This window comes from Streptomyces capillispiralis, assembly GCF_007829875.1.
Taxonomy (GTDB): domain Bacteria; phylum Actinomycetota; class Actinomycetes; order Streptomycetales; family Streptomycetaceae; genus Streptomyces; species Streptomyces capillispiralis.
Map to the genome: position 1 here is coordinate 2716120 of NZ_VIWV01000001.1, position 14144 is coordinate 2730263.

General features: G+C 72.1%; 11 protein-coding genes. 8 read left to right on the plus strand and 3 right to left on the minus strand.

The window, feature by feature from the left end:
- The first annotated feature begins 106 nt into the window (after positions 1-106).
- Entirely contained in the window at positions 107-892 is a 786-nt protein-coding gene (locus FHX78_RS11100; RefSeq protein ID WP_145867280.1) for a protein phosphatase 2C domain-containing protein, read from the plus strand.
- A 25-nt stretch (positions 893-917) separates the two neighbouring features.
- Here FHX78_RS11100 and FHX78_RS11105 read toward each other — a convergent pair whose 3' ends face one another.
- Complete coding sequence (locus tag FHX78_RS11105; RefSeq protein WP_145867281.1) at positions 918-1412, minus strand: MarR family winged helix-turn-helix transcriptional regulator; 495 nt, start codon at positions 1410-1412, stop codon at positions 918-920.
- Positions 1413-1640: 228 nt separating this feature from the next.
- On the opposite strand from FHX78_RS11105, the gene FHX78_RS11110 reads away from it, so the two are divergent.
- Positions 1641-2468 (plus strand): lysozyme, encoded by an 828-nt coding sequence (locus tag FHX78_RS11110; protein WP_145867282.1) that lies wholly within the window; start codon positions 1641-1643, stop codon positions 2466-2468.
- Between the two features lie 112 nt (positions 2469-2580).
- Here FHX78_RS11110 and lon read toward each other — a convergent pair whose 3' ends face one another.
- Entirely contained in the window at positions 2581-4995 is a 2415-nt protein-coding gene (gene lon / locus FHX78_RS11115) for an endopeptidase La (protein ID WP_145867283.1), read from the minus strand.
- 151 nt (positions 4996-5146) lie between these two features.
- Here lon and FHX78_RS11120 point away from each other — a divergent pair, with 151 nt between their 5' ends.
- The 5 genes from FHX78_RS11120 to FHX78_RS11140 all read left to right on the plus strand — a co-directional run bounded on the left by FHX78_RS11120 (position 5147) and on the right by FHX78_RS11140 (position 12164).
- Positions 5147-5839, plus strand: a complete 693-nt coding sequence (locus FHX78_RS11120; protein WP_145867284.1) for a spermine/spermidine synthase domain-containing protein — start codon at positions 5147-5149, stop codon at positions 5837-5839.
- A 122-nt stretch (positions 5840-5961) separates the two neighbouring features.
- Positions 5962-6702 carry a response regulator transcription factor gene (locus tag FHX78_RS11125; RefSeq protein ID WP_019522934.1) on the plus strand — a complete coding sequence of 247 codons (741 nt, stop codon included), beginning with the start codon at positions 5962-5964 and terminating at the stop codon, positions 6700-6702.
- A complete protein-coding gene (locus tag FHX78_RS11130; RefSeq protein WP_145867285.1) occupies positions 6699-7811 on the plus strand; it encodes a HAMP domain-containing sensor histidine kinase in 1113 nt (370 codons plus the stop codon). Before FHX78_RS11125 ends, FHX78_RS11130 begins: the two co-directional genes overlap by 4 nt.
- A 291-nt stretch (positions 7812-8102) precedes the next feature.
- Positions 8103-11903 carry a multifunctional oxoglutarate decarboxylase/oxoglutarate dehydrogenase thiamine pyrophosphate-binding subunit/dihydrolipoyllysine-residue succinyltransferase subunit gene (locus tag FHX78_RS11135; protein WP_145867286.1) on the plus strand — a complete coding sequence of 1267 codons (3801 nt, stop codon included), beginning with the start codon at positions 8103-8105 and terminating at the stop codon, positions 11901-11903.
- Between the two features lie 81 nt (positions 11904-11984).
- Complete coding sequence (locus FHX78_RS11140; protein WP_003992906.1) at positions 11985-12164, plus strand: DUF6104 family protein; 180 nt, start codon at positions 11985-11987, stop codon at positions 12162-12164.
- Between the two features lie 119 nt (positions 12165-12283).
- Here the strand turns inward: FHX78_RS11140 and FHX78_RS11145 are convergent, their stop codons facing one another.
- The gene (locus tag FHX78_RS11145; protein WP_145867287.1) at positions 12284-13126 is read right to left on the minus strand and encodes a hypothetical protein; all 843 of its coding nucleotides are present in this window, start codon (positions 13124-13126) and stop codon (positions 12284-12286) included.
- 145 nt (positions 13127-13271) lie between these two features.
- On the opposite strand from FHX78_RS11145, the gene FHX78_RS11150 reads away from it, so the two are divergent.
- On the plus strand, positions 13272-14144 hold the full coding sequence (locus FHX78_RS11150) for a DUF4097 family beta strand repeat-containing protein (RefSeq protein WP_145867288.1): 873 nt from the start codon (positions 13272-13274) through the stop codon (positions 14142-14144).

The following is a 14144-nucleotide window of genomic DNA, read 5'->3' on the forward strand; positions in this document are numbered from 1 at the left end:
CTGCATTCCCTCCCAAAACAGGCGCCTGACCTGCGCGGCTGCGGGGAAGGGGCGGCCCTCGGCGGCCCGCGGCGCCCCATGTGAAGGGCTCGTGCAGACTGGCCGGATGCGTACGGAACTTGTTTCGGAGCCCGGCGATCCGGGCCGCCCCAACGAGGACTTCGCGAGCGTCGGACTTCCGGCCTCCGGACAGGGCGGTTCGCTCGTGGTGCTGGACGGGGTCACGCCACCGGGGGACGGGGGCGGCTGCCTGCATTCCGTCCCCTGGTACACCGCCCGGCTGGGCGGGGCGCTGACCGAACTGACCGTTTCCCTCCCGGATGTTCCCCTGGCCGAGCTGTTGTCCCGTGCCCTGACCCGTACCGCCGGGAGCCACTCGGCAACCTGTGACCTTTCTCACCCCCGCACGCCCCAGGCGACGGTGGCGCTGGCCCGCTGGTCACCGGCCTCGGTCGAGTACCTGGTCCTGTCGGACTCGGCGCTGCTGGTCGAGTCCCCGGGCGGCGCGGTCACCGCGCTGGTGGACGACCGGCTGTCCCTGCTGCCCCGTGCGGCGCTCACCAGTGAAAGCCTGGTGGACGCCACTCTGCGTAACCGGGAGGGCGGCTTCTTCACGGCGGCGGCGGATCCCTCGGTGGCCTCCCGGGCGGTCACCGGTTCGCTGCCGCGCGGCGAGGTGCGCGCCCTGGCCGCGCTGACGGACGGTGCGGCGCGCTGGGTGGAGCGGTTCCACCGGGGCGGCTGGGCGGACTGTCTGACGCTGGTGCGCAAGGAGGGCCCGCAGGCCCTGGTGGACCGGGTGCGCACGCTGGAGCGGGCGGACGCGGACCGGGTGCCGCCGCGCCGGGGCAAGATCCACGACGACGCGACGGTGGTCTACGTGGAGCTGTGACGGCCCGGGGGCCGCCGCCCGCCGGTCATTTCTCCATGCCCCGGTTCAGCTGGTTCAGCAGTCGGGCCAGCTCGGTGACCTCGGCCGGGTCCCAGTCGGCGAGCCGGCCGGCGTAGCGCGCGCGGCGCGCCTCACGGACCCGGCGCACCCGGTCGTGGCCCTCCTGGGTGAGGGCGACCAGCCAGGCCCGCCCGTCGGCGGGGTCCGGTTCGCGGGCGACGAGCCCGAGCTGTTCCAGCGCGCGCAGCTGGCGCGACATCGTCGCCTTGCCGACGCCGATGTAGGCGGCCAGCTCGGTGGCCCGCTGCCGGCCGCACTCATCCAGACGGACCAGCAAGCCGTACGCGGACGGCTCCAGGTCGGGGTGGACGGCGCGGGCCATCTCCCCCTGGCTGGCCCGGGCGCGCCGCAGCAGCACCGTCAACTCGCGTTCCAGCGCGAGGAATCCGGGCTGGTCCACACCGGGTGCGGGCTCCGGGGAGGGGGCCTGTCCCGCGCCGCCGTTTCCGTCTTCGTGCACGTCTGATCCTGCCTCGGTCTTCCGGTTCCGGAGGTGTCCCGCCAAGTGGCGACGTCGTCGCGGCTCCGCCAGTATTTCGCAGGCGTAGACCAACGGCAGCGCGTGGACGCCCGCCCTGTCGTGGTCCACGTGCGCAGGTTCTCCAGCAGGCGATGACACGGCAGGCCCACACCTCGCGATGTGGGTCACCTTCCGGGTTTACCCCCACAGACCTTTCGGAGATACGCCATGCCCGTGCACAGATCCGGCTTCACCCGTATACCCGCGCTCGCGACCGCCGGTGCGGTCCTGCTCGCGGTGCTCTCCCTCCCCCAGACGGCCGCCGCGACCGGGTCCTCCCCCGGCGCCCCTCCCCGCGGCTCCGCCCACATGGGCATGGGCGTCCTCGCCCACGACGGCCGGGGCGGCCCGCCCACCGCCCGCACCGCCACCCAGACGGAGGGGGTGGACGTCTCCAGCCACCAGGGCAACGTGGACTGGGCGACGCTGTGGAACAGCGGGGTCCGGTGGGCCTACGCGAAGGCCACGGAGGGCACCTACTACACCAACCCGTACCGCTCCCAGCAGTACGGCGGCGCGTACGACGTCGGCATGATCCGCGGCGCCTACCACTTCGCCACGCCCGACACGGCGGGCGGCGCCGCCCAGGCCGACTACTTCGTCGACCGCGGCGGCGGCTGGACGGCGGACGGCCGGACCCTGCCGGGCGTGCTCGACATCGAGTGGAACCCGTACGGCGCCGCGTGCTACGGCAAGTCGCCGAGCGCCATGGTGAGCTGGATCCGCGACTTCCTGGACCGGTACCGGGCCCGCACCGGCCGCGACGCCGTCATCTACACGGCCACCAGCTGGTGGAAGCAGTGCACCGGCAACCACGCCGGCTTCGCCGCCGCCCATCCGCTGTGGATCGCCCGGTACGCCTCCGCCGTGGGCGAACTGCCCGCCGGCTGGGGCGCGTACACGATGTGGCAGTACACCTCGACCGGGCCGGTCGTCGGGGACCACGACCGGTTCAACGGCACCCTGGACCGGGTACGGGCGCTGGCGCTGGGCTGACCGGCCGCCCGTACCGCCCCCGGCGAGGCCGCCCGGGACGCGCCCCCGCGCGGCGAAGGCCCGAGCCCCCCTCACGGGGCCGCCCGGGCCTTCCCTCGTCCGGCCGCCTCCGTCACGCGGCGACCGGAACCTCCGGCGTGGCGCCGTTCACGGCCGGCGCCAGCGCCAGCTCCAGCACCTGGCGGACGTCGGTGACGGCGTGGACGTCCAGCTTCTCCAGCACCTCCGCCGGGACGTCGTCCAGGTCGGGCTCGTTGCGCTTGGGGATGATCACGGTGGTGATCCCCGCGCGGTGCGCGGCGAGCAGCTTCTGCTTCACCCCGCCGATCGGGAGCACCCGCCCGGTCAGCGAGACCTCGCCGGTCATCGCCACGTCGGTGCGCACCAGCCGGCCGGAGAGCAGCGAGGCCAGGGCGGTGGTCATGGTGACGCCCGCGCTCGGGCCGTCCTTGGGCACCGCGCCCGCCGGGAAGTGGATGTGCACGCCCCGGTCCTTCAGGTCGCCCACCGGCAGTTCCAGCTCGGCCCCGTGGCTGCGCAGGAAGCTCAGCGCGATCTGCGCGGACTCCTTCATCACGTCACCCAGCTGGCCGGTCAGGGTCAGGCCCGCCGCGCCGGTCTCCGGGTCGGCCAGGGACGCCTCCACGTAGAGGACGTCACCGCCGGCGCCGGTCACCGCGAGCCCGGTGGCCACGCCGGGGACGGCGGTACGGCGCTCGGCCGGGTCCTGGGCGGACTCGGGCACGTGGCGCGGCCGGCCGATCAGGTCCCGCAGGTCGCCGTCGGTCACGGTGAAGGGCAGCTCCCGCTCGCCCAGTTCGTGCTGGGCCGCGACCTTGCGCAGCAGCCGCGCGATGGACCGCTCCAGGGTGCGCACCCCCGCCTCACGCGTGTACTCGCCGGCCAGCCTGCGCAGCGCGCCCTCGTCGATCGTCACCTCGTCCCGGTCCAGCCCGGCGCGCTCCAGCTGGCGCGGGAGCAGGTGGTCGCGGGCGATGACGACCTTCTCGTCCTCCGTGTAGCCGTCGAGGCGGACCAGCTCCATGCGGTCGAGCAGGGCCTCGGGGATGGCTTCCAGGACATTGGCCGTGGCGAGGAAGACCACGTCGGACAGGTCCAGCTCGACCTCCAGGTAGTGGTCCCGGAAGGTGTGGTTCTGGGCCGGGTCGAGCACTTCGAGCAGGGCCGCGGCCGGGTCGCCGCGGAAGTCGGAGCCGACCTTGTCGATCTCGTCCAGCAGGACGACCGGGTTCATGGAACCGGCCTCCTTGACCGCCCGGACGATCCGGCCGGGCAGCGCGCCGACGTACGTGCGCCGGTGGCCGCGGATCTCGGCCTCGTCGCGGACGCCGCCGAGGGCGACCCGGACGAACTTGCGGCCCATCGCGTGGGCGACGGACTCGCCGAGGCTGGTCTTGCCGACGCCGGGCGGGCCCACCAGGGCCAGCACGGCGCCGCCGCGCCGGCCGCCGACGACGCCGAGGCCCCGGTCGCTGCGCCGCTTGCGCACCGCCAGGTACTCGGTGATCCGCTCCTTCACGTCGTCCAGACCCGCGTGCTCGGCGTCGAGGACGGCCCGGGCGCCCTGGATGTCGTAGGCGTCCTCGGTGCGCTCGTTCCACGGCATCTCCAGGACCGTGTCGAGCCAGGTGCGGATCCAGGAGCCCTCGGGCGACTGGTCGGAGGCGCGCTCCAGCTTGTCGACCTCCTTGAGGGCGGCCTCGCGGACCTTCTCCGGCAGGTCGGCGGCCTCCACGCGGGCCCGGTAGTCGTCGGACTCCTCGCCCTCCTTCTCGCCGTTGAGCTCGCGCAGCTCCTTGCGGACGGCTTCGAGCTGGCGCCGGAGCAGGAACTCGCGCTGCTGCTTGTCGACGCCCTCCTGGACGTCCTTGGCGATGGTCTCGGCGACGTCCTGCTCGGCGAGGTGGTCGCGCAGCTGCTGGGTCGCGAGCCTGAGGCGGGCGACCGGGTCGGCGGTCTCCAGGAGCCGGACCTTCTGGTCGGTGGTCAGGAACGGCGAGTAGCCGGAGTTGTCGGCGAGCGCGGAGACGTCGTCGATGGCCTGGACGCGGTCGACGACCTGCCAGGCGCCGCGCTTGCGCAGCCAGGCGGTGGCGAGCGCCTTGTACTCCTTGACCAGTTCGGTGACCTGCCCCGGCAGCGGTTCCGGCACGCTCTCGTCGACGCGGGTGCCCTCCACCCACAGCGCCGCGCCCGGCCCGGTGGTCCCGGCGCCGATCCGCACGCGGCCCCGGCCGCGGATCAGTGCGCCGGGGTCGCCGTCGGCCAGCCTGCCGACCTGCTCGACCGTGCCCAGCACGCCGGTGCCGGCGTAGGTCCCGTCGACGCGTGGCACCAGGAGCACCCTGGGCTTCCCCGGCTCGGCGCCGGCGGCGGCCTGGGCGGCCTCCACCGCCGCGCGCACCTCGGAGTCGCTCAGGTCCAGCGGAACCACCATCCCGGGCAGCACGACCTCGTCGTCGAGCGGCAGCACAGGCAGGGCGAGCGGTGTGGACTCAGCAGCCATGATCTCCCCTTCGGCAGTCAAGTTGAGTTATGCCGACTCAATGCACGTGAGCCGCCGAATGTTCCCAGAGCCGCGTTCGCTCTCAGCGATCACCGGTCCGGGGCGCTCGCCGCCCGGCCGCCGCGCGAAACCGAGCTGTCAGGATGAACGCATGTCCACCCCGTACGACATTCCCGAAGTCCTGGACCGCCGCGAGGGCCCGTACGGCGAGGTCGTGCTGCGCAGGCACGGCGGCCTGCTGCAGATCATCGCCAACGGCTGCTTCCTGATGGACACCTCCGACGGCCGCTCGGAGCGACGGCTGGTCGACGCCGCGCTGGCCGCCCTCGACCCCGCCGGGGCGGACGGGGAGCCCGGTCCGCACGTCCTGATCGGCGGCCTCGGCGTCGGCTTCTCGCTCGCACACGCCGCCGCACAGCCCCGCTGGGGGCGGATCACCGTGGTGGAGCGCGAACCGGCGGTCATCGGGTGGCACCGCGCGGGACCGCTGGCCGGGCTCTCCGCGGAGGCGCTCGCCGACCCCCGCACGGAGATCGTCGAGGCGGATCTCGTCGCGTTCGTCAATGAGACATCCGCCACGTTCGACGCGCTGTGCCTCGACATCGACAACGGCCCCGACTGGACCGTCACCGAGGACAACGGAGGGCTCTACTCGCCGGCCGGACTGGCAAGCTGCGCAAGGGTGTTGAGGCCGCACGGGGTACTCGCGGTCTGGTCCGCCAAGCCGTCCCCGGAATTCGAGGGAACCTTGCGGAATGCCGGGTTCCAACAGGTGCGTACCGAAGAGATCCCCGTTGCCCGGGGCGTTCCGGACGTCGTGCACATCGGCGTCCGCCCTGGATAGCAATGGTGCGGTGACTCCCCGTACGCTGCTGCCCTGACGCGGATCATTCAAGCGTCAATCGCAGTCATGCGCAGATCACGGATCACCCCACGGTTCCGGAAAGCACACTTCAGGGGCGGGCGATGGAGCAGACACACACCTCCCACAACGGCACGGCGACGACCACCCCCGGCGCTCAGCGCAGGGTTCTGGTGGTCGAGGACGATGCGACGATCGTGGACGCCATCGCGACCCGCCTTCGCGCCGAGGGATTCCTGGTGCAAACGGCGGGCGACGGCCCGTCCGCGGTGGACACGGCAGAGGCCTGGCAGCCCGACCTGCTGATCCTCGACATCATGCTGCCGGGCTTCGACGGACTGGAGGTCTGCCGTCGCGTGCAGGCCCAGCGTCCGGTGCCGGTACTGATGCTCACCGCGCGCGACGACGAGACCGACATGCTGGTCGGCCTGGGCGTCGGCGCCGACGACTACATGACCAAGCCCTTCTCCATGCGGGAACTGGCGGCGCGCGTGCATGTGCTGCTGCGCCGCATGGAGCGGGCGGCCCTCGCGGCGACGACCCCGCGCAGCGGCATCCTGCGCCTGGGCGAGCTGGAGATCGACCACGCGCAGCGCAGGGTGCGGGTGCGCAGCGAGGACGTCCACCTGACGCCCACCGAGTTCGACCTCCTGGTGTGCCTGGCGAACACGCCCCGCGCGGTGCTCTCCCGCGAGCAGCTGCTGGCCGAGGTCTGGGACTGGGCGGACGCCTCCGGCACCCGGACCGTGGACAGCCACATCAAGGCGCTGCGCCGGAAGATCGGCGCCGAGCGCATCCGCACCGTGCACGGCGTGGGCTACGCCCTGGAGACGCCGACGCCATGAGCGACGGGCCGACCGGACGCCGAGACCACGGGCAGGCGCCGCCCTGGGGCGGTGTTCGCCCGTTCTCGATCAAGACCAAGCTGGGTGCGCTGGTCGTCGTCTCGGTCCTGATCACCACCGGACTGTCGGTGATCGCCGTGCACACCAAGACGGAGCTGCGCTTCATCACGGTCTTCTCGATGATCGCCACCCTGCTCATCACGCAGTTCGTGGCGCACTCGCTCACCGCGCCGCTGGACGACATGAACGCCGTGGCCCGGTCCATCTCGCACGGCGACTACACCCGCCGGGTCCGCGAGAACCGGCGGGACGAGCTGGGCGACCTGGCCCAGACGATCAACGCCATGGCCGACGAGCTGGAGGCCCAGGACGCCCAGCGCAAGGAGCTGGTCGCCAACGTCTCGCACGAGCTGCGCACCCCCATCGCGGGGCTGCGCGCGGTGCTGGAGAACATCGTCGACGGCGTCACCCAGGCCGATCCCGAGACGATGCGCACGGCCCTGCGGCAGACCGAGCGCCTGGGACGGCTCGTCGAGACGCTCCTGGACCTGTCCCGCCTGGACAACGGCGTCGTCCCGCTGAAGAAGCGCCGGTTCGAGGTGTGGCCGTACCTGTCCGGCGTGCTCAAGGAGGCCAACATGGTCGCCTCGGCCCGCGCCGGCATGGCCTCCGGCTCGGGCAGCCACACCCGTACGGACGTCCATCTGCACCTCGACGTCTCGCCGCCGGAGCTCGTGGCGCACGCCGACCCGGAGCGGATCCACCAGGTCGTCGCCAACCTCATCGACAACGCGGTCAAGCACAGCCCGCCGCACGGCCGGGTGACGGTCAGGGCGCGGCGCGGCACCCAGGCGGAGTCGCTGGAGCTGGAGGTGCTGGACGAGGGTCCCGGCATTCCGCGAACCGAGTGGCACCGCGTCTTCGAACGGTTCAACCGCGGCAACGTCAACCGGCCGCACGGCCCGGGCAGCGACGGCGGCACCGGACTCGGCCTGGCGATCGCCCGCTGGGCCGTCGATCTGCACGGCGGCCGGATCGGAGTGGCCGAATCCGAGCGGGGATGCCGGATTCTTATCACCCTTCCGGGAGCCTCACCCGCGTCGAATTGACGTAGGGTTCGAAGCGGAGCCGCAAGATCCATCCGTGTTCGCGCTGACGGACACGTGTGATCAGGCAGAGGCCCGCGCGAGCTGCGCGTCGAGGCCCGTTCCAGCGATCCCGCGCACCCGGCGAAGAACCGGAACCACGCTTGTTTCCCGCCATTTCCTGCGCCGAAACACCCGCTGAGATGTGACTTACGCGACGATGAACGGGCCCGGCCTGACCTTCTCGCCCATGGGGGCGTAGCCTTTATTTCCGCTGTCCATCACCTTGTGAAGCGGAAGAGGGCGGTTGCCGCCGTGTCGCCACAGTCCCCCAGTAACTCGAGCATCTCCACCGACACCGACCAAGCGGGCAAGAGCCCCGCTGCGGCGTTCGGTGCCAACGAGTGGCTCGTCGACGAGATCTATCAGCAGTACCTCCAGGACCCGAACTCGGTGGACCGAGCCTGGTGGGACTTCTTCGCCGACTACAAGCCGGGCGCGCCTGCGGCCTCGGCTCCGGCGGGTAACGCGGCCACGGCGGCCGCGGGGACCACCACCGCTCAGCCGGCCGCTCCGGCCCAGCCGGCCGCGCCCGCGCAGCCCGCCGCCGCCGCGCAGCCCGCCGCCAAGGCCCCGGCGCAGGCTCCCGCCCCGGCCCCGGCCGCCGCGCCCGCGGCTCCCGCCGCCAAGCCGGCCGCCGCACCCGCCGCCGCCAAGCCCAAGGCAGCGCCCGCGAGCGAGGCCAAGGCCGGTCCCGAGCAGGTCACCCTGCGCGGCCCGTCCGCCGCCGTCGCGAAGAACATGGACGCCTCGCTGGAGCTGCCCACGGCCACGTCCGTGCGCGCGGTCCCGGTGAAGCTGCTGTTCGACAACCGCATCGTCATCAACAACCACCTCAAGCGGGCCCGGGGCGGGAAGATCTCCTTCACCCACCTCATCGGCTACGCGATGGTGCAGGCCATCAAGGCCATGCCGGCGATGAACCACTCGTTCGCGCGGGTGGACGGCAAGCCGACCCTGGTGAAGCCGGAGCACGTCAACCTCGGTCTGGCCATCGACCTGGTGAAGCCCAACGGCGACCGCCAGCTGGTCGTCGCGGCCATCAAGAAGGCCGAGACGCTGAACTTCTTCGAGTTCTGGCAGGCCTACGAGGACATCGTCCGTCGCGCCCGCGACAACAAGCTGACGATGGACGACTTCACCGGCGTCACGGTCTCCCTGACCAACCCCGGTGGCCTCGGCACCGTCCACTCCGTGCCGCGGCTGATGCCCGGCCAGTCGGTGATCATGGGCGTCGGCGCCATGGACTACCCGGCGGAGTTCCAGGGCACCTCCCAGGACACCCTGAACAAGCTCGGCATCTCGAAGGTCATGACCCTCACGTCGACCTACGACCACCGGGTGATCCAGGGTGCTGCCTCCGGCGAGTTCCTGCGCCAGGTCGCCAACCTGCTGCTCGGTGAGAACGGCTTCTACGACGAGATCTTCGAGGCGCTGCGCATCCCCTACGAGCCGGTCCGCTGGCTCAAGGACATCGACGCCTCGCACGACGACGACGTCACCAAGGCCGCCCGCGTCTTCGAGCTGATCCACTCCTACCGGGTCCGCGGCCACGTCATGGCCGACACCGACCCGTTGGAGTACCGCCAGCGCAAGCACCCCGACCTGGACATCGTCGAGCACGGCCTCACCCTGTGGGACCTGGAGCGCGAGTTCGCCGTCGGCGGTTTCGCCGGCAAGTCCCTGATGAAGCTGCGCGACATCCTGGGCGTGCTGCGCGACTCGTACTGCCGCACCACCGGCGTCGAGTTCATGCACATCCAGGACCCCAAGCAGCGCAAGTGGATCCAGGACCGCATCGAGCGCTCGCACACCAAGCCGGAGCGCGAGGAGCAGCTGCGCATCCTGCGCCGGCTGAACGCCGCGGAGGCGTTCGAGACCTTCCTGCAGACGAAGTACGTCGGCCAGAAGCGTTTCTCCCTGGAGGGCGGCGAGTCCGTCATCCCGCTGCTGGACGCGGTGCTGGACTCGGCCGCCGAGTCCCGCCTGGACGAGGTCGTCATCGGCATGGCCCACCGCGGCCGGCTGAACGTGCTCGCCAACATCGTCGGCAAGTCGTACGCGCAGATCTTCCGCGAGTTCGAGGGCAACCTCGACCCGAAGTCGATGCACGGCTCCGGCGACGTGAAGTACCACCTGGGCGCCGAGGGCACCTTCACCGGTCTGGACGGCGAGCAGATCAAGGTCTCCCTGGTCGCCAACCCCTCGCACCTGGAGGCGGTGGACCCGGTCCTGGAGGGCGTCGCCCGCGCCAAGCAGGACATCATCGGCAAGGGCGGCACGGACTTCACCGTCCTGCCGGTGGCGATCCACGGCGACGCGGCCTTCGCGGGCCAGGGCGTGGTGGCCGAGACCCTGAACATGTCGCAGCTGCGCGGCTACCGCACCGGCGGCACGGTCCACGTCGTCATCAACAACCAGGTCGGCTTCACCGCCGCCCCGGAGTCCTCGCGCTCCTCGATGTACGCCACCGACGTGGCCCGCATGATCGAGGCCCCGATCTTCCACGTGAACGGCGACGACCCGGAGGCGGTCGTGCGCGTCGCGCGCCTGGCCTTCGAGTTCCGCCAGGCGTTCAACAAGGACGTGGTGATCGACCTCATCTGCTACCGCCGCCGCGGTCACAACGAGTCGGACAACCCGGCCTTCACCCAGCCGCTGATGTACGACCTGATCGACAAGAAGCGCTCGGTGCGCAAGCTCTACACCGAGTCCCTCATCGGTCGCGGCGACATCACCCTGGAAGAGGCCGAGCAGGCGCTCCAGGACTACCAGGGCCAGCTGGAGAAGGTCTTCACCGAGGTCCGCGAGGCCACCTCGCAGCCCACCTCCGTGGAGTCCCCGGACCCGCAGGCCGAGTTCCCGGTCGCCGTGAACACCGCGGTGACCACGGAGGTCGTCAAGCGGATCGCCGAGTCCCAGGTGAACATCCCCGACCACATCACCGTCCACCCGCGTCTGCTGCCGCAGCTGCAGCGCCGGGCGGCGATGGTCGAGGACGGCACCATCGACTGGGGCATGGGCGAGACCCTCGCCGTCGGCTCCCTGCTGCTGGAGGGCGTGCCGGTCCGGCTGGCCGGCCAGGACTCCCAGCGCGGCACCTTCGGCCAGCGCCACGCGGTCATCATCGACCGCAGCACGGGCGAGGAGTACACGCCGCTGCAGTACCTCTCCGAGGAGCAGTCGCGGTACAACGTCTACAACTCCCTGCTGTCCGAGTACGCGGCGATGGGCTTCGAGTACGGCTACTCGCTGGCCCGCCCCGACGCGCTGGTGATGTGGGAGGCGCAGTTCGGCGACTTCGTCAACGGCGCGCAGACGGTCGTGGACGAGTTCATCTCGTCGGCGGAGCAGAAGTGGGCCCAGACCTCCGGTGTGGTCCTGCTCCTCCCCCACGGCTACGAGGGCCAGGGCCCGGACCACTCCTCGGCCCGCCCGGAGCGGTTCCTTCAGCTCTGCGCCCAGAACAACATGACGGTCGCGATGCCGACCTCGCCGTCGAACTACTTCCACCTCCTGCGGTGGCAGGTGCACAACCCGCACCACAAGCCGCTGGTCGTCTTCACCCCGAAGTCGATGCTGCGCCTGAAGGCCGCGGCCTCGAAGGCGGAGGAGTTCACCACGGGCCAGTTCCGCCCGGTCATCGGTGACGCCTCGGTCGACCCGGCCGCGGTGAAGAAGGTCGTCTTCTGCGCCGGCAAGGTCTACTACGACCTGGAGGCCGAACGGCAGAAGCGCGGTGCCACGGACACGGCGATCATCCGCATCGAGCGCCTGTACCCGCTGCCGGGTACCGAGCTCCAGGCGGAGATCAAGAAGTACCCGAACGCCGAGAAGTACCTGTGGGCCCAGGAGGAGCCGGCGAACCAGGGTGCCTGGCCGTTCATCGCGCTCAACCTGATCGACCACCTGGACCTGGCGGTCGGCGCCGACCTCCCGCACGACGAGCGTCTGCGCCGCATCTCGCGGCCGCACGGCTCGTCCCCGGCGGTCGGCTCCGCCAAGCGCCACCAGGCGGAGCAGGAGCAGCTGGTGCGTGAGGTCTTCGAGGCGTAACCGGAGGCCGTACGCGGACGGGCCGCACCCCCTTGTCGGGGGGTGCGGCCCGTCCGTTTTCCCGCACCTATCCTTGTCCCCATGTACTTCACGGACCGTGGCATCGAGGAACTGGAGAAGCGGCGCGGGGAGGAGGAGGTCACCTTCGAGTGGCTGGCCGAACAGCTGCGCACGTTCGTCGACCTCAACCCCGACTTCGAGGTCCCGGTGGAACGCCTGGCGACGTGGCTGGCCCGGCTGGACGACGAGGACGACGAGTAGGGCTCCTCGCCCTGCGGTGCCGCGTCCGCCGCGCGGCACCGGGGAACACCGTCGTGCGGGCACCCGCCCGTCTCTGTCGCGCGTAGGCGCCCCCGCGCGGGTCCGGCCGGCCGGTGGTGTCAGTCGCGGGGCCGCATGAGGGTGTGGGCCGCCAGGCCCAGGGCGCCGTGGGCCAGCAGGAGGGCGCCCGCCACGGCCCATCCGCCGTCGCGGCGGCGCAGGCCCCGGATCGCCAGGGAGAGGCCGACGGCCAGCTCGGCGAGGGCCAGGGTGCGCGCCGCGGGCGTGGCGGGAGGGGGCGGCCACGTCGGGGCGAGCCGGTCCGTGGGCGGTGTCTGCGGCGGCGCTCCGTCCTCCCGCTCCTCGACGAGCCGGGCGCCGGGCCGGCCCCGGGCGGCCTGGAACAGACGGTCGGCCGGTTCCCCGGGGACGAGATCCGGGGGCGCGAGGACGCCCGCGCGGGTGAGGACCGCCAGGACGCCGCCGAGCCGGGAGGTCGCGTCGGCGGCGGGGTCGGGCTCCGTCAGCAGGTCGAGGGTCCGCATGTCCAGCACGGGGTCGAGCCCGATCCGGGCGGCGAAGGTGCGCATCGCCTCGTCCTCGCCCGCCGGGGTGCCGTTCGCCAGCCACACGTAGCCGACGGGGCGGCGGAAGCCGGAGGCGAGGCTGAAACCGGCGCGGTCCGCGTCCCACCACAGCGCGATCACCGGCCAGGGCGCGCCCACCGCGAGCGCCGTGGCCCAGCCGGTGACGACCCGGTCCACCGGCTCGGTGCCCTCCCGCCAGGGCCGGCCCTCGGGGACCAGCACGCTCCACCCCTCGCCGGCGCCGAGGACCAGCATGCGTTCGCGCAGCAGCCGGGCGGCGGGGGCGACGGACCCGGACTCCGCGCGGCACAGCAGCAGGGCGCCCGGTGCGGGCGGCCCGCCCCGCCGTCCGGCCGGGGACTTTTCCGTCGACATGCTCACACGCTAGGCCAATTCGACCGGATCGCAGGGCGGCTGATCGCCAGAACGAGTGTCTTGACTTTCCCCGCCCGCGATATATCGTGAATTGCGGGAGACGCGATATGGCGCGTCGCCGGGTCGTTCCCAGGAGGTCGTCACCATGTCCGAGTGGTCCGTCGCGGAGCCCACGAAGCTCACCTTCGACGAGCCGGTGAGCGAGCTCCGCGTCCGTGTCGTCAACGGCACGGTCAATGTGGTGGGGACCGACGAGGGTCCCGCCCGGCTGGAGGTCTCCGCCATCGAGGGTCCACCCCTGGTGGTCACCCAGAAGGACGGCACCCTCACCGTCGCCTACGACGACCTGCCCTGGAAGGGCTTCCTCGAACTGCTGGAGCCCAAGGGCCGGCTCCGCAGCGCGGTGATCTCCCTGACCGTCCCGGCGCGGACCCGGGTGGAGCTGGGCGTGCTCGGCGCCGGCGCCGTCGTCTCCGGCATCCGGGGCCCCGCGGTGCTGAAGGGCGTCGCGGGTGACACCACCCTGGTCGCCCTCTCCGGCCGGGTCCGCGCGGACACGGTGTCGGGGAACGTGGAGGCGCAGTCCGTCACCGGCGACCTCCGCTTCGCCTCCGTCTCCGGCGACCTCACCGTCGTCGACGGCTCCGGCCCCTCCGTGCGGGCGGACACGGTCAGCGGGTCCGTGATCGTGGACCTCGATCCCGACGGGCCCACCGACGTCCGGCTGTCCAGCGTCTCGGGCGAGATCGCCATCCGGCTGCCCGAGCCGGCCGACGCCGAGGTCGAGGCCAACACCGCGAGCGGCGCCATCTCCAACGCCTTCGACGGCCTCCGGGTGCACGGCCAGTGGGGCGCCCACAAGCTCACCGGCCGCCTGGGCGCCGGCAGCGGCAGGCTGCGGGCCACCACCCTCTCCGGCTCCATCGCCCTGCTGCGCCGCCCGGCCGGTGAGGACGAGCCCGGACCGCCGGACGGCTCGGGAGACAATGCCGGTACGACCGACAAGAAGGTGCTCTGA

What these genes read in the sequence shown, in the direction of transcription:
- FHX78_RS11140 (WP_003992906.1), top strand. Translation starts at nt 11,985, where the DNA reads ATGTACTTCACGGACCGTGGCATCGAGGAACTGGAGAAGCGGCGCGGG.
- FHX78_RS11110 (WP_145867282.1), top strand. Translation starts at nt 1,641, where the DNA reads ATGCCCGTGCACAGATCCGGCTTCACCCGTATACCCGCGCTCGCGACC.
- FHX78_RS11100 (WP_145867280.1), top strand. Translation starts at nt 107, where the DNA reads ATGCGTACGGAACTTGTTTCGGAGCCCGGCGATCCGGGCCGCCCCAAC.
- lon (WP_145867283.1), bottom strand. Translation starts at nt 4,995, where the DNA reads ATGGCTGCTGAGTCCACACCGCTCGCCCTGCCTGTGCTGCCGCTCGAC.
- FHX78_RS11130 (WP_145867285.1), top strand. Translation starts at nt 6,699, where the DNA reads ATGAGCGACGGGCCGACCGGACGCCGAGACCACGGGCAGGCGCCGCCC.
- FHX78_RS11145 (WP_145867287.1), bottom strand. Translation starts at nt 13,126, where the DNA reads ATGTCGACGGAAAAGTCCCCGGCCGGACGGCGGGGCGGGCCGCCCGCA.
- FHX78_RS11120 (WP_145867284.1), top strand. Translation starts at nt 5,147, where the DNA reads ATGTCCACCCCGTACGACATTCCCGAAGTCCTGGACCGCCGCGAGGGC.
- FHX78_RS11150 (WP_145867288.1), top strand. Translation starts at nt 13,272, where the DNA reads ATGTCCGAGTGGTCCGTCGCGGAGCCCACGAAGCTCACCTTCGACGAG.
- FHX78_RS11125 (WP_019522934.1), top strand. Translation starts at nt 5,962, where the DNA reads ATGGAGCAGACACACACCTCCCACAACGGCACGGCGACGACCACCCCC.